The following is a 26,794-nucleotide window of genomic DNA, read 5'->3' as shown; positions in this document are numbered from 1 at the left end:
AACTTCATCTCAAGAGACTTCATGTCGACACAACCACTACACTGATCGCCATGGAGGACGAGGTCGATCGGCTGGTCGCTGCGTGGCGCCGGGAGCGCCCTGACCTCGACGTGGAACCGCTCGAGGTGCTCAGCCGGGTGAGCAGACTGGCCCGGCATCTGGACCGGGCGCGTCGGCTGGCCTTCGCCGAGCATCAGCTGGAGCCCTGGGAGTTCGATGTGCTGACCGCGCTCAGGCGCGCGGGGTCGCCGTACCAGCTCTCGCCCGGGCAACTGCTGACGCAGACCCTCGTCACCTCGGGCACGATGACGAACCGGATCGACCGCCTGGCCAAGAAGGGCCTGGTGGAGCGGCTGCCCGACCCGAGCGACCGGCGGGGCGTGCTGGTCCGGCTGACCGAGGAGGGCCGGGACCGCGCGGACCAGGCCCTGTCCGGCCTGCTGGAGCAGGAGCGCGCGATCCTCGCCGAACTCTCCCGCGCTCAGCGGAGCGAACTGGCGGGCCTGCTGCGCCAGTTGACGGCCCCGTTCGACAACATCCCGGGCTGAGCCGAGGCCCTGCCGGGCGGATCCGGCCGGCGACGCGGGGCCGGCACCCACCCCGGAGGGCGTACCCACCCGGCGGCGTTGTCGTCGGCCGCCGACTCCCCACGCCCGGACCCGCTCGCGCGGAGCACCCCGCCGCCCCCGCTTGCCGGCGTCGGTCAGGCGCTGTTGGTCTCCTCCGCCCTGATCCTCCCCGCGGGCCCCAGGTCGGCCGGTCCCACTCCGGCCCGGCGCGCGAGCGCGACCGCCGCGAGGGTGGAGTGGACGCCCAGTTTGCCCAGGACGTTCTGCATATGGGTGCGCACCGTGTGCGGGGAGAGGAACAGGCGCTCGGCTACCGCCTTGCGGCCGAGTCCCGCGACCATGCAGCGCAGCACCTCCCGCTCGCGCGGGGTCAGCGACTCCACGAGCCGCTCGCTCTCGGTGCGGTGCTTGCGGGCCGCCGTCAACTCCCGCAGGACGCCGGTGAGCAGGGCGGGCGGCAGATGCGTCTCGTCGCGCAGGACGCCCCTGATCACCGTGAGCAGCCGGGACAGCGAGCAGTCCTTGGCGACCCAGCCCGAGGCACCGGCCTGCAGCGCGAGCGCGGCGCGCCGGGGGTCGTCCTTCTCGGCGAGGACCACCGTCCGTACGCCGGACTGCGCCGAACGGACGCCCGCGACCAGCGAGATGCCGTCGACGAGGCCCTCCTCGTTGCCCGCCTGTACGGGCACGGCCGGCCGGCTGCCGGGCACGTGACCGCCCAGGTCGGCGTCGACGAGCAGCACGTCGAAGCGGCGGCCCTCGGAGACCGCCCGCTCCAGGCAGCGCAGCGCGGCCGGACCGCTGCCGGCCGCGGACACCTCCACGTCAGGCTCGGCCGCCAGGGCCGCTGCCAGCGACTCGGCGAAGATACGGTGGTCGTCGACGACCAGGACTCGGATGCGAACCATGAAACCCCCTTCCCCAAGCCCTAGATGAGCCGGGGACACTCCAAGGTCCGGAGGAACAGCGACCCGGCGCGGAGACGACACCCGCGGATGACGCAGCCGCACGGCCGCCGCCGTGCAGTGACTGCTACCCCCACCGCGGGCGTCGAACCCGCCTGTCTCGCCCCCTGATCCGCGCCGGCCCCCACCGGCGCTGCTCATCAGAGTACGGGCGGGGGCCCCGAGCGGAAGCCGATTTGCAGAACTGCCCGGCCGACGCGTTTATGGTGTGGCGCATGTTTCGTATTGAGGCAGAAGTCGACAAGGCGAGGCGCGATCTTCTCCGTTCCCGGCTGCGGGACACCAATACGGCGGCCTCGCCCGTACTGCGTGCCCTGCGCGGAACCCCGGGCGAACGGGAACTCCCGCTCCATGTCTGGGCGTCCGACGAGGCCGGGCGACTCGCGGGCGGTCTCGTCGGCCACACCTGGACGACATGGCTGCACGTGACGTACCTGTGGGTCGACGACCGCCACCGCGGCTCGGGCCTGGGCTCCCGGCTGCTCACCACGGCCGAACGCCTGGCCCGCGACGAACGCGACTGCCGGTCCGCGCGCGTGGAGACCTGGGACTTCCAGGCGCCGGGGTTCTACCGGAAGAAGGGCTACGAGGTGGTGTGCGTGATCCCCGACTATCCGCCGGGGATCACGGAGTACACGCTGACGAAGACGCTCAACTGACGCGCCGTGCCCCCGCCGCCGGCACCGCCTCGAAGACCCGGGGTGCCGCGAAGTCCGCCGCGGCGAAGGCCTCCGTCACCGACTTCGTGACGGTCTCCACGTCCGTCGCCTCCACCAGCACGATGGCCGAGCCGCCGAAGCCGCCGCCGGTCATACGGGCGCCGAGCGCTCCCGCGGACAGGGCAACCTCGACGACCAGGTCCAGCTCGGGTGCGGAGACCCGGAAGTCGTCGCGCAGCGAGGCGTGGCCCTCGGTCAGGACCGGGCCGATCGCCCTGGTGTCGCCGGCCTCCAGCAGGGACACCACGCGCTCCACCCGGTGGTCCTCCGTCACGACGTGGCGGACCATGCGCCGTACCTCCTCGTCGCCGAGCCGCGCCAGTGCCTCGTCGAGGCCGTCGTACGGCACGTCCCGCAGGGCGTCCACGCCGAGCAGCGCCGCGCCCTGCTCGCAGCCCGCGCGGCGCTTGCCGTACTCGCCGCCGCTGTGGGCGTGCTTGACCTGGGTGTCGACGACCAGGAGGCGCAGGCCCTCGGCGGCCAGGTCGAAGGGGATCTGCTTCTGGGACAGGTCGCGGGTGTCGAGGAACAGGGCGTGGCCCTCCTCGCAGCAGGCCGACGCGGTCTGGTCCATGATCCCGGTGGGGGCGCCGACGTAGACGTTCTCGGCGCGCTGGCACAGGCGGGCCAGCTTCCAGCCCATCAGACCGAGCCCGAACAGGTCGTTGAGGGCGAGGGCGACCACGACCTCGAGGGCCGCCGAGGACGACAGACCGGCGCCCGTCGGGACCGTCGAGGACAGATGGATGTCGGCGCCCGTCACCGGGTGGCCCGCCTCGCGCAGGGCCCAGACCACGCCCGCCGGGTAGGCCGTCCAGCTCGGGTCGCTGCCCGGCGCGAGGGCGTCCAGGGCGAGTTCGACGACGCCGGCCGCGGTGCCCTGGATGTCCGCCGAGTGCAGGCGCAGCACGCCGTCCGTGCGGCGGGCGACCGCCGCCGTCGTGACGTGCGGCAGCGCGAACGGCATGACGAAGCCGTCGTTGTAGTCCGTGTGCTCGCCGATCAGGTTGACCCGGCCGGGCGCCGACCAGACGCCCTCCGGCTCGGCGCCGTACAGCTCGACGAACCGCTCGCGCACCTGCTGCTTCGCCACTTACCGCTCCTTCGCGATCTTCTGTGCGAACTCCCACGCGTCCGCGACGATCCCCGCGAGGTCCGCGCGGGACGGGTTCCAGCCGAGCTTCTCGCGGGCGGCGTCGGCGGACGCCACCAGCACCGCCGGGTCGCCGCCCCGGCGCGGGGCCACGACCTCGGGGATCGGGTGGCCGGTCACCCGGCGCACGGTCTCGACGACCTGGCGCACGGAGAAGCCGTTGCCGTTGCCGAGGTTGCAGATCAGATGCTCGCCGGACCGCGCGGCCGTCAGCGCGAGCAGGTGGGCGTCGGCCAGGTCCGCGACGTGGATGTAGTCGCGGACGCAGGTGCCGTCCGGGGTCGGGTAGTCGTCGCCGTAGACCGAGATCGCGTCGCGGCGGCCCTGGGCGACCTGGAGGACCAGGGGGATGAGGTGCGACTCGGGGTCGTGGCGCTCGCCGTACGCGCCGTACGCGCCCGCCACGTTGAAGTAGCGCAGCGACACCGCGCCCAGCCCGTGGGCCACCGCCTCGCCGGTGATCATGTGGTCGACGGCGAGCTTTGAGGCGCCGTACGGGCTGGTGGGCCTGGTCGGCGCGGTCTCCAGGATCGGGACCTGCTCCGGCTCGCCGTAGGTGGCGGCCGTGGAGGAGAAGACGAGCTTGCGCACGCCGGCCTCGCGCATCGCGCCGAGCAGGGCCATGGTGCCGCCGACGTTGTTGTCCCAGTACTTCTCGGGCTTCACGACCGACTCGCCGACCTGCGAGAAGGCCGCGAAATGCAGAACGCCGTCGTAGGAGGAGTCGAGCCACTTGGCGGCGTCGCGGATGTCGCCCTCGACGAAGGCGGCACCCGAGGGCACGCCCTCGCGGAAGCCCGTGGACAGGTTGTCGAGGACCGTGACCTCGTGCCCGGCCTCCAGCAGATGCTGGGCGACCACGCTGCCGACGTAACCCGCCCCGCCCGTCACCAGGTACTTCATGAACTCGCTACCTCTCGCAGTCGCTCGGCCGCGCGCTCCGGCGGCACGTCGTTGATGAACACGCTCATGCCGGACTCGGAACCCGCGAGGAACTTCAGCTTGCCGGAAGTGCGGCGGATGGTGAAAAGCTCGAGGTGAAGCGCGAAGTCGTCCCGCGTCACACCGTCGAACTCCTCCAGCGCGCCGAACGGTGCCTGGTGCCAGGCGGAGATGTACGGGGTCGGAGGCTCACCCTCGCCGAAAATACGGTCGAAGCGCTTCAAGAGTTCCAGATAGACCTTGGGGAACTCTGTGCGCGCCGCCTCGTCGAGCGCGAGCAGATCGGGGACGCGGCGCTTCGGGTACAGGTGGACCTCGTACGGCCAGTGCGCGGCGTACGGCACGAAGGCCGCCCAGTGTTCACCCTCGAGGACGACCCGCTCGTCGGCGAGTTCACGCTCCAGGACGGCGTCGAACAGGTTCTCCCCGCCGGTCGCCTCCTTGTGCGCGGCGAGTGAACGGAGCATCAGCGCGGTGCGCGGGGTGGTGAAGGGGTAGGCGTAGATCTGGCCGTGCGGGTGACCAAGCGTCACGCCGATCTCCTCGCCGCGGTTCTCGAAGCAGAACACCTGCTCGACGGAGGGGAGATGCGACAGCTCGGAGGTCCGGTCGGTCCACGCGTCCAGCACGAGACGCGCCTGCTCCTGGCTCAGGTCGGCGAAGGACGCGTCGTGGTCGGAGGTGAAGCAGACGACCTCGCAGCGGCCCGAGTCCCCGGACAGCGAGGGGAAGCGGTTCTCGAAGACGACGACGTCGTACGACGAGTCCGGGATCTCGCTCAGCCGCTCGCCCCGCGAGGGGCACAGCGGACACTGGTCGGCCGGCGGGTGGTAGGTGCGGCCCTGGCGGTGCGAGGCGACCGCGACCGAGTCGCCGAGCAGCACGTCACGGCGGATCTCGGAGCTGGTGACCGTGGCCTCCAGCGGGCGCCGGTCGACCGCGTCGCGGACGGTGTCGTCCCGCAGATCGAAGTAGATCAGCTCACGACCGTCGGCCAGTCGGGTCGAGGTCTTCTTCACACCGGACTCCTCTACGCCCGCACCCAATGATGCAACACAATCAAACATAACAGACCACAATCGACACCCCCTCCTGGAGTCACAATCAAACAAAGAACACCATCGGACATGTTCAATTACTGAACGCGGAGGCGTGCGTTCCGCTACGGATCAGTTCGCGCAACGAAGCGAGTACTCATGCAAACCCATCCATATGCGGCCACCTACCTGGCGGAGGGCCTACGGCTCCCCACCAACGGGCTCGACTACACGATCCTGGCGATCTACTTCGTCGTGGTCCTCGGCATCGGCCTCGCGGCCCGCCGCTCGGTGAAGACCAGCCTCGACTTCTTCCTCTCCGGGCGTTCCCTGCCCGCGTGGATCACCGGCCTCGCATTCATCTCCGCGAACCTGGCCGCCACCGAGATCCTCGGCATGGCGGCGAACAGCGCGCAGTACGGCGCCTACACCGTCCACTGGTACTGGATCGGCGCCATCCCGGCCATGGTCTTCCTCGGCCTGGTGATGATGCCCTTCTACTACGGCAGCAAGGTGCGCTCGGTTCCCGAGTTCCTGCTGCTGCGTTTCGACAAGGCCGCTCACCTGCTGAGTTCGATCCTGTTCGCCTTTGCCGCGATCCTGATCGCCGGTGTGAACCTGTACGCCCTCGCGATCGTCGTCGAGGCGCTGCTGGGCTGGCCGCAGTGGGTGGCCATCGTGGTCGCCGGCTTCTTCGTGCTGGCGTACATCACCCTCGGCGGTCTGTCCTCCGCGATCTACAACGAGGTGCTCCAGTTCTTCGTGATCCTGGCGGCCCTCATCCCGATCACCGTGCTCGGCCTGAAGAAGGTCGGCGGCTGGGGCGGTCTGACCGACAAGCTCACCGCGACCCACGGCCACGACTTCACCACCGCATGGGGCGGCACCGGCATCGGCAGCACCAACCCGCTGGGCGCGAACTGGCTGACCATCGTGCTCGGCCTCGGCTTCGTACTGTCCTTCGGCTACTGGACGACCAACTTCGCCGAGGTGCAGCGTGCCCTGTCCGCGAAGAACCTCTCCGCCGCCCAGCGCACCCCGCTGATCGCCGCGTACCCGAAGATCTTCATCGTCTTCCTGGTGATGATCCCGGGCCTGGTCGCCGCCGCACTCGTGCCGAACTTCGGCACCGCCGCCTCGGGCCTGCAGTACAACGACGCGATCCCCTACCTGATGCAGGAGCTGCTGCCCAACGGCGTGCTCGGCATCGCGGTGACGGGTCTGCTCGCCGCGTTCATGGCCGGCATGGCGGCCAACGTGTCGTCGTTCAACACGGTGTTCACGACGGACATCTGGGCCAAGTACGTGGTCAAGGACCGCGAGGACGCGTACTACGTCAAGTTCGGCCGCCTCATCACGGCGGTCGGCGTGCTCGCCTCGATCGGCACGGCGTTCCTGGCGTCCTCGTTCTCGAACATCATGAGCTACCTGCAGACGCTGTTCTCCTTCTTCAACGTGCCGATGTTCGTCGTGTTCATCGTCGGCATGTTCTGGAAGCGTGCGTCCGCCAAGTCGGGCTTCTGGGGTCTGCTGGCCGGCACCACGGCCGCGATGATCAACTACTTCGTCCTCTACAAGAAGGACATCATCGGCATCCCCTCCGACCAGGGCGCCAACTTCGTCTCCGCGATCGCGGGCTTCGTCGCCGGCACGGTCGTCATGGTCCTGGTGTCGCTGTTCACCAAGCCGAAGCGCACCGAGGAACTCCAGGGGCTCGTCTACGGCACCCTCCCCCAGTCTCGGCTTCGCTCGACCGGGGGGACCCCCATCCCCGGCATGGCCGAGGCGCCCGCCAAGGGCGACGACGCCTGGTACCGCAAGCCGGCCCTGCTGGGCTGGGGCGCTGTGATCATCGCGGCCGCCTGCTACATCCCGTTCTCGTTCTGACGGCCATCTAGACTGGAGTTTGAGAGACCATGACCGAGAACCCCCGGCACTCCAGCCCCTTCTCCGAGCACGACGTCCAGAGGGAAGTCACCGAGCTGGAGCAGAAGTCCGCGACCGCCGCCCGCATCTTCGACCTGCGCCGCATCATCGGTGGCCTGTTCGTCCTCTACGGCGTCATCGTCACGATCGTCGGCCTGACCGACTCCCAGTCCGCCATCGACAAGGCCCAGGGAGTCAACATCAACCTGTGGACGGGCCTGGGAATGCTGCTCCTGGGCCTGTTCTTCCTGGCCTGGCTGAAGCTACGGCCGACTCCGCCGCCGGTTCCCACGGACGAGGACGAGCCCGGTCGGTGACGAGCTTCCGGCTCTGGCCGCACCGGGCACCGACACCAGGCGCCCACACGGGGCCGGAGCACTACTGCTCCGGCCCCGTTTCCGTTTCCCGATAAGAACCCGAGCCGGACAACGGCCCCGCCCGGTCCAACAGCCCCGTCCGCGCGGCCAAGGCGGCAGCCTCGAGTCGCGACCCCACCCCCAGCTTCATCAGCACCCGCTGCACATGCGTCCGAGCAGTGGACGGCGCTATCCCCATCCCCGCCGCGATCAGCCGGGTGTCCTCCCCGTCGGCCACCCGCACCAGCACCTCCACCTCCCGCGGCGTGAGCATCTGCAGCAGCCGCTGCCCCTCGTCATCGGGCTGCGCGACAGGATTGAGCAGTTCACTGAAAGCGCCCTGCAGCAGCTGGGGCGCCACGGCCGCCTCCCCCGCCCTGGCCTTCATGATCGCCCGCTCGACCCCCTCGATGCGCTCGTCGTGCCGTACGTATCCCGACGCCCCGGCCGCGAACGCCGCCGCGATCCCCCGCGGCGACGGCACCGGGCCCAGTACCAGGACCGCGACCTGCGGCCGCTCGCGCTTGACCTTCACCACCGGGTCGAAGACACCCGGTTCGGCCGGTGCCGCCGTACCCAGCAGGCACACCTCGGGTGCGCGGGCTATGACCAGGTCCGCCGCGCCCGCGGCGGGAGCCGCCGCGGCGAGTACCCGGTGCCCGCGCAACTTGAGTGCCGAGGCCAGCGCCTCGGCGAGCAAGCGGTGGTCGTCGACCACCATGAGCCGCACTCCCACAGAGCAACCCCCCAGTCCCCCCGATGGATGCCCCACTATGGATGCCCACGGGGACGCATGGACAGAGGGCCCCCCGGCACCCCTGACCTTCATGCCCCCGGAAGCTACACGCTTGTTCGACGTTGCGCTGCCCCTACTGATGAGAAGTGCCCCGGATCGGAGGAATCTCTGGCTTGTCGGCCATTCGAGGGTGATGAGCGGTACGCGCACGGCCCCGCCCCTGAGCAGGGACGGGGCCGCGGGGCCGGGGCGCGTTCCCGGTCAGCCGCTCGTACCGAACGCGATCGCCAGATACTGCTTGGCGTACGAGGACACCGACTTCTGGGCGAAGACCGCCGACATGTACAGGTGGCCCCGCGCGTAGCGGATCTCCGCGTAGTCCGGCGACATGCTGGTCTCAGCGTCGCGCACCGACTCGGTGGCCGGGTTCTCCAGCAACGTGGTCTCCTTGAAGGAGCCGCCGTCGATGCTGACGATCTGGCCGCCCTTGTCGTACGGCGGGCGCTTGTACGCGATCAGGTTGGTGCCGTCCATGCGCAGCGGCGAGATCATGTAACCGTCGCCCGCGTCAGCACGCTGCCCGGTCTGCTTGCCGCCGGCCAGGTCGAACGCGATGATCTCGTTGGTCTTGCCCTTGTCGCCGGAGCCATCGTGCTCCTCGGTCGGCACGTACAGCTTGTCGGGGCCGACGACGACGCCCTTGCAGTACTCGATCTTCGAGATGCCGTCGCAGCGGCCGCCGAACTCGTCACCGGGCGCGGAGATCCTGGTGCGCAGCTTGCCGGTCTTGTTGTCGATGGAGAAGTAGTCCGAGATGCCGCTGCCGTCACCGGCGCTGTCGCCGACGTCGGCGGCCACGACCAGCGGATCGGTCGACACGATGGCGGCGTACTCGATGCCCGAAGTCATCTTGTACTCGGAGATCACCTTCCCGGACTTCGGGTCGATGGTCTGGATGTGCAGCTGGCGGTTGCCGTACGAGCCGCACTTGCGCACCGCCACCAGCTTCTCGCCGCCGCCGTACCCGGCGTCGTAGCAGGTGTCGGCCGGCTTCGGCTGCCACAGCACCTTGCCGGTATCGATGTCCCAGGCCGCGCCGCCGCTGGTGCTGCCGGCCGCGACCGTGTGCTGCGCGACCGTCACGTTCTCCAGATTGACGGGAGAGTCACCGGAGTTGACCGTCTTGGTCCACAGTGCCTTGCCGGCGTCGAGGTCGATCGCGGCGACCTGGCTGCAGCCCTCGGACGAGTTCTTCCTGGGCATCTTCGGCTGGAAGACGACCGCCGTCCTGTGGTCCGCGGTGACGTGGTCGGTGACCGCGCACACCGGACCGGACAGCGGGATCGTCCACAGCTTGGTGCCCTTGTCGGGGTCGTAGCCGACGATCTGTGCGATGCCGCTCTTCGCGTACACCTTGTCGGTCAGCCACGAGCCCGAGGTGACGAACAGGTCGTCCGCCTTGGGCATCGGGACCTGGAAGAGGACCTTGGAGGCGGTGTCGGCCGGCGCCTTCTCGTCGCCGCCGGACGTGCCACCACCGCCCTCGGTGTCCTTGCCGCTCGTGCCGCCGCTGGAGTTCGCGGTGTCGTCCTTCTTGCCGTCGTCGGACCGGCCCGCGTACCAGATCCCGCCGCCGACGATCAGGGCGATCGCGACGACCGCCGCGACGATGATGTACAGCGGCGCCTTGGACTTCGCCGGTCCCCCGGGCGCACCCGGCTGCGGCTGCATCGGCATGGTGGGCTGCCCCGGGTAGCCGTACCCGGGCTGCTGGCCGTACGCGGCGGGCTGGGCGTACGGGTTCGGCTGCTGACCGGGGTAGCCGTACCCAGGCGGCGTCTGGGGGGCGCCGGCCGGATAGCCGTACCCCGGCGGGGGCGGGGGCGTCTGCGGAGCGCCCTGCGGCTGCTGCGGGTAGCCGTACCCCTGCTCCGGGGACTTGGCGAAGTTCGGCGGGGCCGCAGGGGGTTGGGCCGGCGGGGTCGCGGGCGCGGCGGGCGGCGTGGGCACGCCGAAACCACCCTGCGCGGGCTGCTGGGGCGGCTGGTCCTGGGGCGGGCCGAAACCGCCCTGCTGCGGTGGCTGGTTGGGGGGCGGGGGCGGCTGTGTCATGGCGGGCTACCTCGGAAGGGCGCGGGACGGCGGTGACGGCGGGGAAGGGGAGCGCGGTCTCACTTGCCGAAGGCAAGCATCAGCTTCTCCTTCGTGTCGTCGTTGCCGGTCAGCCGGGTGGAGGAGATGTAGAAGCGCCCGTCGACCCAGTCGACGGCACCGTCGAAGAAGCTGTCCTCGATCTCCGCCGTGCCCTGCGGGTTCTGCAGCAGTTTCACCGGCTTGTGGCTCGCGCCGGCCGTCGGGATCGACACGACCTGACCGCCCGCGTCGTACGACGGCTTGACGTACGCGACGAGGTTGCCGCCCTCGATCCTCACCGGCGCCATCGACTCGTCCGCCGGGGACTTCACGCGCCACTTCTCCTTGCCGTCGGCGAGACTGATCGCGACGATCTCGTTGGCGCCGGTGGTCGTATCGGTCGGCAGATAGAGCGTGCCCGCGTCGACGGCCACGCCCTTGCAGCCCTGCAGGTCGCGTTCGAGGATCGCCCAGCCGCACTGGGGGGCGAACTTCTCGTTGACCTTGACCTCCGAGCGGAAGCCGCCGGTGGCGGTGAAGGTGGAGATGTTCCAGGCCTTCTTGTCCTGGTTGGTCAGATAGACCACGAGCGGGTCGACGGAGTACGTCCGCGCGACCTGCCAGCCCTTCTTGACCGGCTGGGTCCACTTCACCTTGCCGGTGGCCGGGTCGAGTTCCTGGATCTCGTCGTGCTCGTTGCTGCCGCCCACGTCGCAGGAGGCCACGGAGATCAGCCGGTTCGTGCCGCCCGCGAACGCGGTCGGGAAGCAGGCGGCGCCGTACTTCCTCTTGTCGAACAGCTTCTTCCCGGTGTCGAGGTCGTACGCCGTGCCCGACTGCGAACGCCCCACCATCAGCGTCTTGCCGGCCACGCTCAGCTCGATGGTGACCGTGCTGTCGAACAGTGCGCCGTCGGCGATCTCGCCGCTCCAGCCCTTCTTGCCGGTGTTCAGGTCGATCTGCTGGAGCTGGTTGCACTTGGCGCGGTCGCTGCTGCCGCTCATGTACGCCACGACGACCTTGTCGTCCGCCGACTTCTGCGGCGTGACCGCGCAGATCTTCTGCGGGAAGGCGATCGGGGACCAGGTCGGATTGCCGTCGGTCACGTTGTAGGCGAAGACCTGCTTGTACGCCGCCTTCACCGCCGTCTTCCCCGTGATCCACATGCCGGGGGCGTCCGCGCCGGAACCGGGCGCGTCCGGTGCCGACTTGTACCAGAGCACCTTCGCCTCGCCGGGCTGCCGGCCCGCGTTGAGGTCCTCGGGATCCTCGCCGCCGTTGCCGCTGCCGTCACCGGGGTTGGCCGGGTCGGCCGAGGCGGAGCCGGAACCGGAGGGCTTGGGGTCGTCGGACTGCCGCGCGACCGGCTTCTCGTCGTCGGCGCCACTGGTGACGGCGTACACGGTGCCGCCGATGACGAGCAGCGCGGCCACCGCGGCGCCGATCACCAGCGCTGGCTTCCCCTTGAAGGGGTTGCCGGAACCGCCGGGCGGCGGGGTGCCGGGGGCGCCGGGGTACTGCGGCTGCTGCGGATAGCCGTAACCGGGCTGCTGTCCGTACGGCCCCGGCTGCTGCGGCTGTCCGTACGGTCCGGGCGTGGGCGGGGTGCCGTACGGTCCGGGCGTGGGCGGGGTGCCGTACGGTCCGGGCGTGGGCGGGGTGCCGTACGGTCCGGGCTGGGCGTAGGGGCCGGGCTGCTGCGGGTGGCCGTAACCGGGCTGCGGCGGGGGCGGTGGTGTCTGAGGGGCCTGGGGCGGCTGGGCGGGCGGCGGAGGCGTGGCCGGTGTTCCGGGCGTGCCCTGGGGCGCGCCGAAACCTCCCTGCGCGGGCGGCGGCTGCGGGGCGCCGAAACCTCCGCCCTGCGGCGGCTGGTCCTGCGGTGCTCCGAAACCGCCCTGCGGCGGCGGCTGATTCGGCGGCTGAGTCATCAGCGCTCTTCCCCCTGTTTCACTGATTTTTAGCCACGCCCCGAGGTTCGTGACGGCCCCAAGGTCGTATTCAGACGGTTCTCGGACCGCCCTTTTCTATCACCCGGGCCGACAGCTCCAAGGGCCGTATCTGCCCCTGTTCCCAAGGGAGGACCGCCCCGTGATGCCGCCGTTACGCGCCTTCACGCCCCCTTCACGAGGCACCCCCGAGGGCATCGCGCACGCCGTACGGCACGGCGTGCGCGCCCGTGTCACGCGTCTTCGGCGAGTTCCAGCCAGCGCATCTCCAGCTCTTCACGCTCCGTGGCCAAGTCGCGCAGCTGGGCGTCCAGTTCGGCCACCTTCGCGAAGTCCGTGGCGTTCTCGGCGATCTGCGCGTGCAGCTTGGTCTCCTTCTCGGAGACGCGGTCCAACTGGCGATCGATGCGCTGGAGTTCCTTCTTGGCGGCGCGCTGGTCGGCGGCGCTCTTCTCCGGCGCCGCCGCCTGGGGCGCCGCGGCGGCGGACGACGCCGCGGCGGCCTCCTCCATGCGCTGACGGCGCTCCAGGTACTCGTCGATGCCGCGCGGCAGCATCCGCAAGGTGGCGTCGCCGAGCAGCGCGAACACCCGGTCGGTGGTGCGCTCGACGAAGAACCGGTCGTGGGAGATGACGACCATCGAGCCGGGCCAGCCGTCGAGGAGGTCCTCGAGCTGGGTGAGGGTCTCGATGTCGAGGTCGTTGGTGGGCTCGTCGAGGAAGAGGACGTTGGGCTCGTCCATCAGCAGCCGCAGCAGCTGGAGCCGACGGCGCTCACCACCGGACAGGTCGCCCACCGGCGTCCACTGCTTCTCCTTGTTGAAGCCGAACGTCTCGCACAACTGCCCGGCGGTCATCTCGCGCCCCTTGCCGAGGTCGACCCGCTCACGCACCTGCTGCACGGCCTCCAGAACCCGCCAGGCCGGGTCTAGTTCGGCGACCTCCTGGGAGAGGTAGGCGAGCTTGACCGTCCGGCCCACAGCGATCCGCCCACCCACGGGCTGCGTCTCGCCCGCGCTGCGCGCAGCCTCGGCCATGGCCCGCAACAGCGAGGTCTTTCCGGCACCGTTGACCCCGACCAGACCGATGCGGTCGCCCGGGCCCAGCTGCCAGGTGACGTGCTTGAGCAGCACCTTGGGTCCGGCCTGCACGGTGACGTCCTCGAGGTCGAAGACGGTCTTGCCGAGCCGCGACGAGGCGAACTTCATCAGCTCGGAGCTGTCGCGCGGCGGCGGCACGTCCTTGATCAGCTCGTTGGCGGCCTCGACACGGAACCGCGGCTTGGACGTCCGCGCGGGCGCGCCGCGCCGCAGCCAGGCCAGCTCCTTGCGGACCAGGTTCTGCCGCTTGGCCTCCTCGGTCGCGGCGATGCGCTCACGCTCGGCACGGGCGAAGACGTAGTCGGAGTAGCCGCCCTCGTACTCGTACACGTCGCCGCGCTGCACGTCCCACATGCGCGTGCACACCTGGTCGAGGAACCACCGGTCGTGCGTCACGCACACCAGCGCCGAGCGCCGGTTCTGCAGATGCCGGGCCAGCCAGGCGATGCCCTCGACGTCGAGGTGGTTGGTGGGCTCGTCGAGGACGAGCAGGTCCTGCTCCTCGATGAGCAGCTTGGCCAGCGCGATACGGCGCCGCTCGCCACCGGACAGCGGCTCGATGACGGTGTCGAGACCCTTCGGGAAGCCTGGCAGGTCGAGCCCGCCGAACAGCCCGGTGAGGACATCCCTGACCTTGGCGTTGCCCGCCCACTCGTGGTCGGCCATGTCGCCGATGACCTCGTGCCGTACGGTCGCGGCCGGGTCGAGCGAGTCGTGCTGCGTGAGCACGCCGATCCGCAGCCCGCCGGAGTGCGTGACCCGCCCGGTGTCCGCCTCCTCCAGCTTGGCGAGCATCCGGATGAGGGTGGTCTTGCCGTCGCCGTTGCGTCCGACGACCCCGATCCGGTCCCCTTCGGACACACCGAGCGAGACACCGTCCAGCAGCGCACGGGTGCCGTACACCTTGCTGACGTTCTCGACATTGACCAGATTGACGGCCATTTCACTCCTGTGCGCGGGGATCGATCAGCCTTCAAGCGTAGAGCCTGCGGGGGCGGGGGCGGGGCGCGAGGGGATGGTCACTCTCTGTGATGACGTGATCGGGATGCGGCGGCTACCGTGGAGGGCGGGGCAGCAGGATCCCGTCCATGGGAGGAACCATGACCGCCGAGTCCGTAGAGCACCGCGTCCAGTGGCCGGTGCCGCCGCAGGACGGCTACACCGTGGACGACCTGTTCACGCTGCCGGATCTCCCGCCGCACACGGAGTTGATCGACGGGAGCCTGGTGTTCGTGAGTCCGCAGCGCCGCTTCCACTTCCTTGTGATCGACCTGTTGGTCAAAGGACTGCGCTCCTCCCTCGCCCCGGAGTTCAGTGTCGAACGGGAGATGACCGTCATCCTGGACGATCGCAACGGCCCAGAGCCCGATGTCAGCGTGGTCCGAGCCGACGCGATCACCGGGCTGGATCAGACCAGGTTTCAGGCCAAGGACGTCCTTCTCGCCGTCGAGGTCGTCTCCCCCGACTCGGAGTCCCGCGACCGTACGACCAAACCGCAGAAGTACGCCGCTGCCGGGATCCCCAGCTTCTGGCGCGTCGAGCAGACCGGAACCACCGGCAGCCTGGTCATCCATGTCTATGAGCTCGACCCGCTCACAAAGTCCTATGTGCACATGGGCATGCACCGCGATCGGATCAAGATCGACAAGCCGTACCCCATCGACATCGACCTGACCGCCATCGACAGCTTCTGAGCCACCCGCCCCTCAGAGCACCGTCGCCCCCGGCGCGGGCCCCGAAGCCGTACGGACCGTCCTGCACGTCCCCGACACCCGCAGCGCCTGCGCCACCTTCTCCGCCGACTCGGGGTCGCGGACGAGGAACGCGGTCGTCGGGCCCGAGCCCGAGACGAGGGCCGTGAGCGCGCCCGCCCCGCGACCCGCCGCCAGCGTGTCCGCCAGTTCCGGGAACAAGGACAGCGCGGCCGACTGAAGGTCATTGGACACAGCGGCCGCGAGCGCGTCGGGGTCGCCCTTGGCGAGGGCCTCGAGGAGTTCCCCGGACGCGACGGGCTCCGGGATGTCGAGTCCTTCCCCCAGCCGGTCGAACTCGCGGAACACCGCCGGTGTCGACAGCCCCCGGTCGGCCATCGCGAACACCCAGTGGAAAGTGGCGCCGACCTCCAGAGCCGTCAGCTTCTCGCCGCGCCCGGTGCCGAGCGCCGCGCCGCCCACCAGGCTGAACGGTACGTCGCTGCCCAACTCCGCGCAGATCGCGAGGAGTTCGGCCCGGGAGGCCCCGGCGTCCCACAGGGTGTTGCACGCGAGCAGCGCGCCCGCGCCGTCCGCGCTGCCGCCCGCCATGCCGCCGGCGACCGGGATGTCCTTGGCGATGTGGATGTGCACGGCCGGGTCGATGCCGCGCCGCTCGGCCAGCGCGAGGGCCGCGCGCGCCGCGAGATTCGTACGGTCCAGCGGGACCTGGCCGGCGTCCGGGCCCTCGCAGGTGATCCGCAGTTCCTCGGCCGGGGTCACCGTGACCTGGTCGTACAGCCCCACCGCGAGGAAGACGTTGGCCAGGTCGTGGAACCCGTCCGGCCGGGCGGCGCCCACGGCGAGCTGGACGTTGACCTTGGCCGGAACCCGTACCGAGACGCTCACTTGCTCTCCTTGTGCTCCGCGATCCGCGCGAACTCCTCCACCGTCAGCGCCTCCCCGCGCGCCTGCGGCGAGACCCCGGCCGCGACCAGCGCCGCCTCGGCGGCCGCCGCGGAACCGGCCCACCCGGCGAGCGCCGCCCGCAGCGTCTTGCGGCGCTGCGCGAACGCCGCGTCGACGCACCCGAAGACCTCACGTTTGGAGGCGGTGGTCTTGATCGGCTCGGCCCGCCGGACGAGCGAGACGAGCCCGCTGTCGACGTTCGGCGCGGGCCAGAACACGTTGCGCCCGATGGCCCCGGCCCGCTTCACGTCGGCGTACCAGTTGGCCTTGACGGACGGGACGCCGTACACCTTCGAGCCGGGCGCCGCGGCGAGCCGGTCGGCGACCTCGGACTGCACCATGACCAGGGTGCGTTCGATGCTCGGGAAGGTGTCGAGCATGTGCAGGAGCACAGGGACGGCCACGTTGTACGGCAGGTTCGCCACCAGTGCCGTGGGGGCGGGGCCGGGCAGGTCGGTGACGTGCATCGCGTCGGAGTGGACCAGCGCGAAGCGGTCCGCGCGCTCCGGCATGCGCGCCGCGATCGTCGTGGGCAGCGCGGCGGCCAGGACGTCGTCGATCTCGACGGCGGTGACCCGGTCGGCGACCTCCAGCAGCGCGAGGGTGAGGGAGCCGAGCCCCGGGCCGACCTCGACGACCACGTCGTCGGGGCGGACCTCGGCGGTGCGGACGATACGGCGGACGGTGTTGGCGTCGATCACGAAGTTCTGGCCGCGCTGCTTGGTGGGGCGTACGCCCAGCGCTGCCGCGAGCTCACGGATGTCGGCGGGGCCGAGGAGGGCGTCGGGGGTGGGGCTGCTCACGGGACAAGGGTACGGGGCCCCGGTCGGCCCTTTCGCCCGGCCGACCGGCGCTCAGCCGTACAGCCGGGACCCGCAGTGCGGCCAGGGACTCGACCCGTGCCGCAGGTAGAGCTTCTTCGCCCGTAACGTCTGTTCCCCCGCCGACGCGTCCTGCGGACGGCCCTTGCCGCCGAGGCCGTGCCACGTGCGGGGGTCGACCTGGTAGAGGCCGCCGTACGTCCCCGACGGGTCCACCGCGTGCGGTCGGCCACCGGACTCGCAGACCGCGAGGGCCCGCCAGTTCAGGCCGTCGGTGCCCTCGACGGAGTGCGGTAGCGGCTTCGTGCCCACCTTCACGACCTGCAAACTCGGCTCGCGCACCACCTCGTCCCGCTCCAGGCGCGGCCTCTGCCGGACCCCGTCGACGGTCCGTACGTGGTACGTGATCCGCCGCACCCCGGGCCGCCCGGGCTGCTCGACGACCTCGGCGCCCTTGAGCAGCGAGGGATCCGCGGTGCGCCGCACCTCGAACGGGATCTGTTCGTCCCGGACCTCCGTGCCGCTGGTCACCCGCAGGACGGTCACCGTCTGCCCGTCGCGCGGGAAGCTTTCGGGCGGGACGGAGGTGGCGTCCGGGCCGTGCAGGGTGATGCCGGCGCCCTCGACCGCCTCGCGGACGGTGGCCGCGTTGGTGCGGACGGAACGGGCGCGGCCGTCCGCCATGATCGTGACGGCGCGTTCGGTGCGGACGTCGAGCGCGAGCCCTGCGCGTCCGATGCGCTCGGAGCGCGAGGCGGAGAGGTGCGCGCCCTGGGCGCGCACCCCCAGCTGTTCGAGCGCCCCTTCCACGGTGGGCGCCGTGGTCCACGCCTCGTACTGTCTGCCGTCGAGCGTGAGCCGTACGGGGCGGCCGTGGCGCACCGCGACCTCGTCGCCGCTCTCGAGCGCCGTACCGGCGGCGGGCGCCACGATGTCGTGCGCTCCCACCGCGACGCCCTCCTCGGCGAGCAGCTCGGTCACGTCGTCGGCGAAGGTGTGCAGGGTGCGCGGCTTGCCGTCGACGCTCAGCTCGATCGCCTTGTCGTTGGCGACGAACGCGGTGGTGCCGCCCGCGAGGAAGGCGACGACCAGCGCCTGCGGCAGCAGACGGCGCACGACGGACTCCGGGCGCTCGGCGTATCGCGCTCGGCGCCGGCGCGTGGCACCTCGTGTGCTCCCCGCGCGCACAACGCGCTCCCGCGCCTCCTCGCCAGGTGTGCGCCCGGCGGGGCGCTGCCACGCCCCTTCGTCGGGCGCGCGCCCCATCTGGAGCGAAAGCGCCGCATCTTCGTACGCCGGCCGGTAGGTGTCGGCGTGCGCTCCGGCGCGCATCGGTGCACCGGACGCCCCCCGCATGCCGTGCCCGACCGTCGGCGCGCTGTGCCGGTCCTGCGGTGCGCCGCTCGGCAAGCCGCCGGGCGCGCGGCGTGCGTCGCGTGCCGGTGCGGCCTGCCCGGGCGCCGGGCGTCTTCTCGGGCCGTAGGGCTCGTACGTCTCGTGCTGCGCTTTGCTCACGCCGACACGCTCCAGAGGGCCAGAAAGGGTCCGGATCGGGCCCCCAGAACCTAGCGGAGCGTTCGTCACTCTCCAAAGCGACGCGACTGCACAGCGTTTCGGTCAGTAGCCGAAGACGCGGGCCGTGTTCGCGCCGAGGGCCGTGGCCAGCGCGTCCTCGTCGATACCGCGCACGGCGGCCATCGCCCGCACCGTGACGGGGACGAGGTAGGGGGCGTTGGGCCGTCCGCGGTACGGCACCGGGGTCAGGTAGGGCGCGTCGGTCTCCACGAGGACCAGGTCCAGCGGGGCGACGGCGAGGGCGTCCCGCAGGTTCTGGGCGTTCTTGAAGGTGACGTTGCCGGCGAAGGACATGTAGTAGCCCTCACGGGCGCAGACCTCGGCCATCTCGGCGTCTCCCGAGTAGCAGTGGAAGACGGTGCGCTCGGGGGCGCCCTCCTCCTTGAGGACGCGCAGGACGTCGGCGTGGGCGTCGCGGTCATGGATGACCAGGGTCTTGCCGTGCCGCTTGGCGATCTCGATGTGGGCGCGGAAGGACCTCTCCTGGGCGGCCTTGCCCTCGGGACCGGTGCGGAAGTAATCGAGCCCGGTCTCGCCGACGCCCTTGACCTGGGGCAGTGCGGCCAGCAGGTCGATCTCTGCGAGGGCCTCGTCCAGCGCGGCGCCGCCGCCCGGCACGCGCGCGCCCTGCCTCGACCACCCATCGGGGTCCCCGTGGACGATGCGCGGGGCCTCGTTGGGGTGCAGGGCGACGGCCGCGTGGACGTTCTCGTACGCCGCCGCGGTCTCGGCGGCCCATCGCGAGCCCTTGATGTCGCAGCCGACCTGGACGACGGTCGTCACACCCACCGACGCAGCCTTCGCGAGGCCCTCCTCGACCGTGCCTGACTGCATGTCGAGGTGCGTGTGGGAGTCGGCGACCGGCACCCGGAGGGGCTCCGGGAGCGGCGGTGCCGCGTTCTTGTCGGCGTTCGAAGGCATGTGCCGATCCTACGAAAGGCGCCCGCCCCCGAACGCCGGCGCCCGGTTCAGCTCGCCTTGCGCTGGAACGGGTGGAGGAGATCGGACAGATGCCAGTGGTGCTGCTCCCCGGCCTGCGTGGCCGCCTCCGGCGTCCCGGACGTGTCCGTCCGCCGCTCGTGCCGCCGGCTCGCGCTGCGGACCGACGAGACCTGCCCGGGCCGCATGATCCGCACGACATGGCCGTCGCAGTTGCGGCACGTCGGCCGGCTCAGCGGAGAGGGCACGAACCGGCCGTCGGCGACGTACATGACGTACTCGTTGCCGTCCGTGTCCGTGTGGTGCTCTATGTCGTACGACTGCTCCCAGCCGTGCCCGCAGCGCATGCAGGCGAAGGAATAGGACTCGTGAACGACGGCGGTCGCCGTACCGCGGAGGCCGGTCTGCCCTGCGATCTCACTCATGCCAGCTGCTCCTGTTGTCCGCTGGACAAGCGTCCCCGCTGTGCGGGACTCCCCCCGGAATCCCTGGGGACGAGGGACGGGTACGCCCCTTCGACCAGTGGACGCCTCAGGCGCGGTGAATGCATCAGGTCTGTCGACTGTTGGAGCCGATTTGGACTTTCCTTGCCGAATCGGCCCGGGGCACCAGGGCGGGCTTTGCCCTTCCGCACGTACCCTTTGCCGCCGCGTGGGGCGCACGCTCATGGGAGACGCGCCCTGCTCAGAGGTCACATCACTGCAGGCCAGGGGGCGCACACACCCCTTGAGCACACGCCCCGCCGACCGCTCCCGCGCCGCTCACGAAACCCCTCGCGCGCACCGCCGCGCCCCCCACGATTCACCCGAGTGAACCCACCCACACACCCCCACCGCACAATCCACCCCAGCGCCGTACGCCAGGGCTGCGGGCAGTCGTGCCTCCCCCAGTGCCTCGAGGGCCTGGGGGGACAGCAACACCGAGCACCCCAGCACCTGCACCGGACCCGGCAACCCCTTACACGCCGCCCTGCACCTTCTTCGCCGCCACCACCGCGTCGAACACCTCCCGCTTGGGGATCCCCGCCTCGGAGGCCACCGCGGCGATCGCCTCCTTCCGCCGCTCACCGGCCTCCTCCCGGACCCGAACCCGGCGCACGAGTTCCGCGGCGTCGAGTTCCTCGGGACCGCGCTCGGGCGCGCCCTCGACCACCACCGTGATCTCGCCGCGCACCCCCTCCGCCGCCCACGCGGCGAGCTCGGCGAGCGGACCGCGCCGTACCTCTTCGTACGTCTTCGTCAGTTCCCGGCAGACAGCGGCCCGCCGTTCCCCGCCGAACACCTCGGCCATCGCCGCGAGAGTGTCGTCGAGGCGGTGCGGGGCCTCGAAGTACACGAGCGTGCGGCGCTCCTCGGCGACCTCCCGCAGCCGGGACAGCCGTTCGCCCCCCTTGCGTGGCAGGAAGCCCTCGAAGCAGAACCGGTCGACCGGCAGCCCGGACAGCGCGAGCGCGGTGAGCACCGCGGACGGACCTGGCACCGCAGTGACCCGGATGTCCTTCTCGACGGCCGCGGCGACCAGCCGGTACCCGGGGTCGGACACCGACGGCATCCCGGCGTCCGTGACGAGCAGCACACGCGCGCCGGACAACAGTTCCTCGACCAGCTCGGGCGTACGCGCGGACTCGTTGCCCTCGAAGTAGGACACCACCCGCCCCTTGGGGGTGACACCCAGCGCCTGGGTGAGCCGGCGCAGCCGTCGCGTGTCCTCGGCGGCGACGACGTCGGCGCCGGTCAGCTCCTCGGCCAGCCGCGGCGGCGCGTCCGCGACGTCGCCGATGGGGGTGCCTGCCAGGACAAGGGTTCCAGTCACTCCCCCATCCTCGCAGGAGCCTCCGGAGGCGGACGCACCACAACCGGTACGCCCATGCGCGGGACTCACACAGAAGGGTTCCCTACGATGGCGCGGTGACCAGTACCGCGTCCTCCACGGACACCCGGCAGGGGCAGGCCCCGCACGATCAGCGTCCGTCGTGGCAGCAGCGGCTGCGCCATTTCGGCTACACGGCGGGCACGACGGAGCGGAACGAGCCGGCGGCGGGCAGAGGCCGTGCGGGCGATGTCGAGGAGCGCCTGGTGCCGCCGTACGCGGAGCCGAGCCCGCGACTGTGGCTGGCCCTGGGCGTGCCGCCGGTGCTCGCCGAGCGGATCAACCGCTGGTCGGGCTGGGTCGGTCCGCTGCTGGTGACACTGGTGGCGGGCCTGATGCGGTTCTGGCACCTGGGCAGCCCGAAGGCGGTGATATTCGACGAGACGTACTACGCCAAGGACGCCTGGGCGCTCGTCCACCGCGGCTTCGAGGTCAACTGGGACAAGAACGCCAACGACCTGATCCTGCAGAAAGCCGGGCACGTCGGTATCCCGTCGGACGCGGCGTACGTGGTGCACCCGCCGGTCGGCAAGTACGTGATCGGGCTCGGTGAGCTGGTCTTCGGGTTCAACCCGTTCGGCTGGCGGTTCATGACGGCGCTGCTCGGCACGCTGAGCGTGCTGCTGCTGTGCCGCATCGGGCGCCGTTTGTTCCGCTCGACGTTCCTCGGCTGTCTGGCCGGCGCGCTGATGGCGGTGGACGGCCTGCACTTCGTCATGAGCCGGACCTCGCTGCTCGACGGCGTGCTGATGTTCTTCGTGGTGGCGGCGTTCGGCTGTCTGATCGTCGACCGCGACCGGATGCGCGCACGGCTCGCGGCGGCTCTGCCCCGAGACGAGGACGGCCGGGCGCGCCCGGACGCGCACATCGCGGAGACCACCCGCTCCGGCTGGCGCCCCTGGCGATGGACGGCGGGCCTGATGCTGGGCCTGGCCATAGGCACCAAGTGGAACGGCCTGTACTTCCTGGTGTTCTTCGGCGTGATGGCCGTCCTGTGGGACTACTCCGCGCGCAAGGTGGCCGGCGGCCGGCAGACCGCGACGGCGGTGCTCAAGCACGACCTCGGCATCACCTTCCTGGCCACGCTCCCGGTCGCGATCGTCACCTACCTGGTCTCCTGGACGGGCTGGATCCTCTCCCCCGCCGACGGCACCGGCGGCTACTTCCGCAACTGGGCCGCGACCGACGGCAAGGGCGGCAGCTGGGCCTTCCTGCCGGACTGGCTGCGCAGCCTGTGGCACTACGAGCACGAGGTGTACGAGTTCCACATCGGGTTGTCGTCGCCGCACACGTACCAGTCCAACCCGTGGAGCTGGATCGTCCTGGGCCGCCCGGTCTCGTACTTCTACGAGTCCCCCTCGCCCGGCGCGGACGGCTGCCCGGCGGACGCGGGCCAGAAGTGCGCCCGGGAGGTCCTCGCCCTGGGCACGCCACTGCTGTGGTGGGTGGGCTGCTTCGCGCTCCTGTACGTGCTGTGGCGCTGGCTGCTGCGCCGCGACTGGCGCGCGGGCGCCATCGCTTGCGGAATCGCGGCCGGGTACCTGCCCTGGTTCATGTACCAGGAACGGACGATCTTCTACTTCTACGCCGTCGTCTTCCTGCCGTTCCTGTGCCTGGCGGTGGCGATGCTGCTCGGCGCACTCATCGGCCCACCGGGCTCCAGCGACACCCGCCGGGTGGTCGGGGCGGCGGGCGCGGGCATCCTGGTGCTGTTGATCACCTGGAACTTCATCTACTTCTGGCCGCTGTACACGGGCACGGCGATCCCGCTCGACTCCTGGCGTTCACGTATGTGGCTGGATACCTGGGTATGAGGGGTGTTCCTCTACATTTCTGATCTCCGTTCGGACAACATCCGACAACAACCCTCACGCCTCACTCGCACGCCACTTACAGTGCGAGAGCTGATACGGGGCGAGGGGGAGGGGTCGCGTCATGCGCACGGGGGCCAAAGCCGCGGTCATAGGTGGTGTGTTCACGGTTCTGGTGGGAGGGGCCGGGTACGGGGCGTACAACATCTTGTCCTCGCTGACCGGTGACGGGGGCGGCCTGACGGGCAACAGTGCCCCGGCCGTGAAGACCGGGCCGCCGAGCAGCTCCGAAGTGCGGGACACCACGAAGAAGTTCTTCGCCGCCTGGGAGAAGGGCGAGGCGGTGACGGCGGCGTCGTACACCAACGACGCGGCGAGCGCCGAGCAGCTGCTGACGGCGTACGGCGAGGACGCGCACATCACCAAGGTGCACATCACGCCCGCGGGGCCGGTCGGCACCCACGTGCCCTTCACGGTGAAGGCGACGGTGTCGTACGACGGGAAGTCCAAACCGCTCACCTACCGGAGCGAGTTGACGGTCGTGCGCGGCGAGACCACGCACCGCGCCCTGGTCGGCTGGAAGGCGTCCGTCGTCCACCCGCAGCTCCACGAGGGCGAGACGCTCGTCACGGGCGAGTCGTCGGCGCCGCCGATCGAGGCCGTGGACCGCAACGGCGTCGTCCTGACGAAGGAGAAGTACCCGTCCCTGGGGCCGATCCTGGACGAGCTGCGCCAGAAGTACGGTGACAAGGCGGGCGGGACGCCCGGCGTCGAGCTGGCGATCCAGAACCAGGCCGACGGCTCCCCCGACACCACACTGCTCACCCTCGCCAAGGGCAAGGCGGGCAGGCTGCACACGACGCTGAGCGCGTCGGCGCAGGCCGCGGCCGAGACTGCGGTGAAGAAGTACGCCGAGTCGTCGGTGGTGGCCGTGAAGCCGAGCACCGGTGAGGTGCTGGCGGTCGCCAACCACCGTGCGGACGGCTTCAACGCGGCCTTCCTCGGCAAGCTGGCCCCGGGCTCCACGATGAAGATCCTCACCGCGGCCACGCTCATCGACAACGGTGTCACCACGGCGAACGGGCCGGCACCGTGCACTCCGGACGCGATGTGGGAGGGCCAGACCTTCCACAACCTCAAGGACATGGCACCGAACGAGAACGCGACGCTCTCGGAGAGCTTCGCCCTCTCCTGCAACACGGCCTTCCTCCACTACGTGGACGAACTGGACGCCGACTCGCTGACCCGGGAGGCGGAGGACCGTTTCGGCCTGGGCAGGGACAACTGGCAGACCGGCATTCCGTCCTTCGACGGCTCCGTCCCGGCCGTCGACGGCCCGGACAGGGCCGCCGCCCTGATCGGCCAGGGCCAGGTCCAGATGAGCCCGCTGAACATGGCGTCGGTGACCGCGACCGCGATGACGGGCACCTTCCGGCAGCCGATCCTCGTGCCGCTGAGCCTCGACAACCGTGAACGGGCCCAGGCACGCGGGCTGTCCTCGAGCACGGTCCAGCAGTTGCGCGCGATGATGAACCGCACCGCGACCAGCGGCACCGCGGCCGGCGTGATGTCCGGCCTGGGCTACAACATCGGCGCGAAGACGGGCTCCGCGGAGGTCGACGGACAGGCCAAGTCCAACAGCTGGTTCACCGGTTACCGCAACGACATCGCCGCCGCGGCCATGGCCCAGGACGGCGGGCACGGCATCGACGTGGCCGGTCCGATTGTCGCAGCTGTGCTACGGACCGGCGGCTGACGTCACCCTCGCAGTACGGGACTCTAGGGTGGTTGCCGTCGTTGAGGAGCGTGGGGGCTACGAGGGCAGCGGGGACCCTGGGGAATTCGCGGAGGAACTGGCAGTGGGCAAGAGAAGGCGCGTCGCCGAGCGACCGAAGAACAGACCCATCGTGGTCGGCGGGGTGATCGCCGCGGTTGTCGGCGGCGCCGGGTTCGGCGTCTACGCGCTGTACGGCGGCGGGGCGGCGGCCGACGACGAGTCGCGGACGACGTCCGCGCCCTCGGCCGAGGTGAAGACCGGCCCGCTGTCCGCCATCGAGGTGCAGACCGCCTCCACGCGCTTTCTGACCGCCTGGCAGCAGGGCCAGGTCAGCAAGGCGGCGGCCGGCACCGACGACGCGACCGCCGCCGCCGCGCTGCTCACCAGCTACACCAAGGACGCGCACCTCACCGGCGTCACGCTCACCCCCGGCACCCGCACCGGCGACAAGGTGCCCTTCTCCGTGAAGGCCACGGTGTCGTACAAGGGCGTCAGCAAGCCGCTGACGTACGACAGCGCACTCACCGTCGTCCGGAACAAGGCCGACGGCAAGCCGCTGGTCGACTGGCACGCCTCCCTCGTCCACCCCGATCTGAAGGACGGCGACACCCTGGTCACCGGCGCGGCCGGCACCCCGCCGGTCAAGGCGCTGGACCGCGACGGCGAGGAGCTGACCACCGCCGAGTACCCGTCGCTGGGCCCGGTGCTGGACGGGCTGCGCGAGAAGTACGGCAAGATCGCCGGCGGCAAGGCGGGCGTCGAACTGCGCGTGGTGCGGGGCAAGGCGTCCGAGAAGGCGAAGCTGTCCGACAAGACGCTGCTGGCACTGACCGAGGGCACGCCGGGCACGGTGAGGACGACGCTGAGCCCGGCCCTCCAGGCGGCCGCCGAGCAGCAGGTGGCCAAGAAGCCGCGCGCCTCGGCGGTCGTCGTGCGCCCGTCGACCGGTGAGATCCTGGCCGTCGCGAACACCTCCCACGGCTTCAACACCGCCTTCCAGGGCTCCCTCGCACCCGGCTCCACGATGAAGATCGTGACGTCGACGATGCTGTTCGAGAAGGAGCTCGTCACGCCGGGCGCCTCGCACCCCTGCCCCAAGACGTACAAGCTGGCCGGCTGGACGTTCCACAACGACGACGACTCCGAGATCAAGCAGGGCACGTTCAAGCAGAGCTTCGGGGCCTCCTGCAACAACGCCTTCATCAACTTCGCGCCGAAGCTGTCGAACAGCGACCTGACGAAGGAGGCCCAGGAGGTCTACGGCCTCGGCATGAACAACTGGGCCATCGGTGTGCCCACCTTCGACGGCGCGATCCCGGTGCAGAGCGGCGCGCAGATGGGCGCCTCGCTGATCGGGCAGGGCGGGGTGCGCATGAACCCGCTGAACATGGCGTCGGTCGCGGCGACCGTGGAGACGGGCGTCTTCCACCAGCCGTACCTGGTGTCACCCTCGGTGGACGACCGTGCGCTGGCCAAGGCCTCGCGCACCATGTCGTCGAAGACGCAGGCGGAGCTGAAGGAAGTCATGCAGTTCACAGCGGCGTACGGCACGGCGGCCCAGGCGATGGCGGGCCTCGGCCCGGACTACGGCGCCAAGACGGGTTCGGCGGAGGTGGACGGCCAGAAGAAGCCCAACGGCTGGTTCACCGCCTACCGCGGCGACCTCGCGGCCGCCGGCGTGGTCCAGGCGGGTGGCCACGGCGGTGACACGGCCGGGCCGATCGTGGCGGCGCTGCTCAGGGCGGGCGGCTGACCCCTTC

22 protein-coding genes are annotated in these 26,794 nt (G+C 70.7%); 8 read left to right on the top strand and 14 right to left on the bottom strand.

The genetic code is table 11. The features are described 5' to 3' along the window. The first annotated feature begins 50 nt into the window (after nt 1-50). The gene (locus IEZ19_RS19150) at nt 51-548 is read left to right on the top strand and encodes a MarR family winged helix-turn-helix transcriptional regulator (protein WP_189312435.1); all 498 of its coding nucleotides are present in this window, start codon (nt 51-53) and stop codon (nt 546-548) included. Between the two features lie 155 nt (nt 549-703). Here the strand turns inward: IEZ19_RS19150 and IEZ19_RS19145 are convergent, their stop codons facing one another. Further along, nucleotides 704-1,477: a LuxR C-terminal-related transcriptional regulator gene (locus IEZ19_RS19145; RefSeq protein WP_189312434.1), complete on the bottom strand. Its 774-nt coding sequence runs from the start codon at nt 1,475-1,477 to the stop codon at nt 704-706. A 260-nt stretch (nt 1,478-1,737) separates the two neighbouring features. On the opposite strand from IEZ19_RS19145, the gene IEZ19_RS19140 reads away from it, so the two are divergent. Further along, on the top strand, nt 1,738-2,193 hold the full coding sequence (locus IEZ19_RS19140; RefSeq protein ID WP_189312433.1) for a GNAT family N-acetyltransferase: 456 nt from the start codon (nt 1,738-1,740) through the stop codon (nt 2,191-2,193). On the opposite strand, the gene galK is transcribed toward IEZ19_RS19140, so the two are convergent. Genes galK through galT form a run of 3 tightly spaced genes read right to left on the bottom strand, consistent with a single transcriptional unit; the run spans nt 2,186 to nt 5,367 of the window. Continuing rightward, nucleotides 2,186-3,346 (bottom strand): galactokinase, encoded by a 1,161-nt coding sequence (galK, locus tag IEZ19_RS19135; RefSeq protein WP_189312432.1) that lies wholly within the window; start codon nt 3,344-3,346, stop codon nt 2,186-2,188. The two genes, IEZ19_RS19140 and galK, sit on opposite strands and share 8 nt — an antisense overlap. After that, nucleotides 3,347-4,309 (bottom strand): UDP-glucose 4-epimerase GalE, encoded by a 963-nt coding sequence (gene galE / locus IEZ19_RS19130; RefSeq protein WP_189312431.1) that lies wholly within the window; start codon nt 4,307-4,309, stop codon nt 3,347-3,349. It lies immediately after the preceding gene. Next, nucleotides 4,306-5,367 (bottom strand): galactose-1-phosphate uridylyltransferase, encoded by a 1,062-nt coding sequence (gene galT, locus IEZ19_RS19125; protein WP_189312430.1) that lies wholly within the window; start codon nt 5,365-5,367, stop codon nt 4,306-4,308. The genes galE and galT overlap by 4 nt, the downstream gene beginning before the upstream one ends. 177 nt (nt 5,368-5,544) lie before the next feature. Here galT and IEZ19_RS19120 point away from each other — a divergent pair, with 177 nt between their 5' ends. Further along, nucleotides 5,545-7,272: a sodium:solute symporter family protein gene (locus IEZ19_RS19120; RefSeq protein ID WP_189312429.1), complete on the top strand. Its 1,728-nt coding sequence runs from the start codon at nt 5,545-5,547 to the stop codon at nt 7,270-7,272. Nucleotides 7,273-7,301: 29 nt separating this feature from the next. Further along, on the top strand, nt 7,302-7,628 hold the full coding sequence (locus IEZ19_RS19115; RefSeq protein ID WP_189312428.1) for a hypothetical protein: 327 nt from the start codon (nt 7,302-7,304) through the stop codon (nt 7,626-7,628). A gap of 61 nt (nt 7,629-7,689) precedes the next feature. On the opposite strand, the gene IEZ19_RS19110 is transcribed toward IEZ19_RS19115, so the two are convergent. The 4 genes from IEZ19_RS19110 to IEZ19_RS19095 all read right to left on the bottom strand — a co-directional run bounded on the left by IEZ19_RS19110 (nt 7,690) and on the right by IEZ19_RS19095 (nt 14,524). After that, nucleotides 7,690-8,388, bottom strand: a complete 699-nt coding sequence (locus IEZ19_RS19110; protein ID WP_189312427.1) for a helix-turn-helix transcriptional regulator — start codon at nt 8,386-8,388, stop codon at nt 7,690-7,692. 276 nt (nt 8,389-8,664) lie between these two features. Further along, nucleotides 8,665-10,515 carry an outer membrane protein assembly factor BamB family protein gene (locus IEZ19_RS19105; RefSeq protein ID WP_189312426.1) on the bottom strand — a complete coding sequence of 617 codons (1,851 nt, stop codon included), beginning with the start codon at nt 10,513-10,515 and terminating at the stop codon, nt 8,665-8,667. A gap of 59 nt (nt 10,516-10,574) precedes the next feature. Further along, nucleotides 10,575-12,464 carry an outer membrane protein assembly factor BamB family protein gene (locus tag IEZ19_RS19100; RefSeq protein ID WP_189312425.1) on the bottom strand — a complete coding sequence of 630 codons (1,890 nt, stop codon included), beginning with the start codon at nt 12,462-12,464 and terminating at the stop codon, nt 10,575-10,577. Nucleotides 12,465-12,715: 251 nt separating this feature from the next. Then, nucleotides 12,716-14,524 (bottom strand): ABC-F family ATP-binding cassette domain-containing protein, encoded by a 1,809-nt coding sequence (locus tag IEZ19_RS19095; protein WP_189312424.1) that lies wholly within the window; start codon nt 14,522-14,524, stop codon nt 12,716-12,718. Between the two features lie 158 nt (nt 14,525-14,682). On the opposite strand from IEZ19_RS19095, the gene IEZ19_RS19090 reads away from it, so the two are divergent. Beyond that, nucleotides 14,683-15,276, top strand: a complete 594-nt coding sequence (locus IEZ19_RS19090; protein ID WP_189312554.1) for a Uma2 family endonuclease — start codon at nt 14,683-14,685, stop codon at nt 15,274-15,276. A gap of 12 nt (nt 15,277-15,288) precedes the next feature. On the opposite strand, the gene IEZ19_RS19085 is transcribed toward IEZ19_RS19090, so the two are convergent. The 6 genes from IEZ19_RS19085 to rsmI form a co-directional block, all read right to left on the bottom strand. Further along, entirely contained in the window at nt 15,289-16,182 is an 894-nt protein-coding gene (locus IEZ19_RS19085; protein ID WP_189312423.1) for a 4-(cytidine 5'-diphospho)-2-C-methyl-D-erythritol kinase, read from the bottom strand. Then, nucleotides 16,179-17,045: a 16S rRNA (adenine(1518)-N(6)/adenine(1519)-N(6))-dimethyltransferase RsmA gene (rsmA, locus tag IEZ19_RS19080; protein ID WP_189312422.1), complete on the bottom strand. Its 867-nt coding sequence runs from the start codon at nt 17,043-17,045 to the stop codon at nt 16,179-16,181. Before rsmA ends, IEZ19_RS19085 begins: the two co-directional genes overlap by 4 nt. Before the next feature lie 51 nt (nt 17,046-17,096). After that, on the bottom strand, nt 17,097-18,578 hold the full coding sequence (locus IEZ19_RS19075) for a resuscitation-promoting factor (protein ID WP_373297007.1): 1,482 nt from the start codon (nt 18,576-18,578) through the stop codon (nt 17,097-17,099). A gap of 102 nt (nt 18,579-18,680) precedes the next feature. Next, nucleotides 18,681-19,559 (bottom strand): TatD family hydrolase, encoded by an 879-nt coding sequence (locus IEZ19_RS19070; protein WP_189312421.1) that lies wholly within the window; start codon nt 19,557-19,559, stop codon nt 18,681-18,683. A gap of 47 nt (nt 19,560-19,606) precedes the next feature. Next, nucleotides 19,607-20,002, bottom strand: coding sequence for a hypothetical protein (locus IEZ19_RS19065; protein WP_189312420.1), 396 nt, complete (start codon nt 20,000-20,002; stop codon nt 19,607-19,609). Between the two features lie 532 nt (nt 20,003-20,534). Further along, a complete protein-coding gene (gene rsmI / locus IEZ19_RS19060; protein ID WP_189312419.1) occupies nt 20,535-21,389 on the bottom strand; it encodes a 16S rRNA (cytidine(1402)-2'-O)-methyltransferase in 855 nt (284 codons plus the stop codon). Nucleotides 21,390-21,484: 95 nt separating this feature from the next. Here rsmI and IEZ19_RS19055 point away from each other — a divergent pair, with 95 nt between their 5' ends. The 3 genes from IEZ19_RS19055 to IEZ19_RS19045 all read left to right on the top strand — a co-directional run bounded on the left by IEZ19_RS19055 (nt 21,485) and on the right by IEZ19_RS19045 (nt 26,787). Then, the gene (locus tag IEZ19_RS19055; protein WP_189312418.1) at nt 21,485-23,260 is read left to right on the top strand and encodes a dolichyl-phosphate-mannose--protein mannosyltransferase; all 1,776 of its coding nucleotides are present in this window, start codon (nt 21,485-21,487) and stop codon (nt 23,258-23,260) included. A gap of 121 nt (nt 23,261-23,381) precedes the next feature. Then, complete coding sequence (locus IEZ19_RS19050) at nt 23,382-25,013, top strand: penicillin-binding transpeptidase domain-containing protein (protein WP_189312417.1); 1,632 nt, start codon at nt 23,382-23,384, stop codon at nt 25,011-25,013. Nucleotides 25,014-25,116: 103 nt separating this feature from the next. Continuing rightward, on the top strand, nt 25,117-26,787 hold the full coding sequence (locus tag IEZ19_RS19045; RefSeq protein ID WP_189312416.1) for a penicillin-binding transpeptidase domain-containing protein: 1,671 nt from the start codon (nt 25,117-25,119) through the stop codon (nt 26,785-26,787). Nucleotides 26,788-26,794 lie beyond the last annotated feature (7 nt).

It is taken from the genome of Streptomyces brasiliensis (genome assembly GCF_014647875.1).
Taxonomy (GTDB): Bacteria; Actinomycetota; Actinomycetes; order Streptomycetales; family Streptomycetaceae; genus Streptomyces; species Streptomyces brasiliensis.
The sequence above is the reverse complement of the archived record's forward strand: the minus strand, read 5'-3'. Positions and strand labels throughout refer to the sequence as shown.